Genomic DNA, 425 nt, shown 5'->3' with positions numbered 1-425 from the left:
CGGCTGCGACCCGAACCTCGCCAAGCGGGTGGGCCTTAACCGCCAGTGGTTGCACGCGGTCAAGCTCGGCTTCACGCACCCGGGCACAGGCAAGTACTTCGAGGTGGAGGCGCCCTACCCGGCGGACCTCGAGCACGCGCTTGAGGTACTGCGCGGATGAACCAGGCCCTCGTCTATCGGCGTCGCCGCGTCGCCGCAGGGGCGGCCGCGGCGCTGCTCGTCGTCCTGGGCTTCGGCGTGTTCGGCTCCCACGGCGAGGTGCCGGTGCAGGGCGACCAGCTGGGGCCCGACGTCGAGGAGTCCCGCGAGGCGTATATCGCGCGGGTCGCGGACTCGCTCGCTGACGTGGACGAGGATCGCTACGCGCTCGTGTCCTTTACCGCGCCGCTCACCGCGCAGCAAGCCTCCGACGCGCTGGCGGACGT

General features: G+C 71.5%; 2 pseudogenes. Both read left to right on the top strand.

Features of this window, described 5'->3' with window-relative positions:
• A pseudogene (locus tag BN9444_RS13680) lies at positions 1-160 on the top strand (RluA family pseudouridine synthase); the annotation flags it as partial.
• Positions 157-425 (top strand): annotated as a pseudogene (locus BN9444_RS14850) (hypothetical protein); the annotation flags it as partial. The pseudogenes BN9444_RS13680 and BN9444_RS14850, both read left to right, overlap by 4 nt.

Origin of the sequence: Corynebacterium phoceense (assembly GCF_900092335.1) — a bacterium.
Lineage (GTDB): Bacteria > Actinomycetota > Actinomycetes > Mycobacteriales > Mycobacteriaceae > Corynebacterium > Corynebacterium phoceense.
Note: the sequence above shows the minus strand (reverse complement) of the source record. Positions and strands in the feature narration are given on the sequence as shown.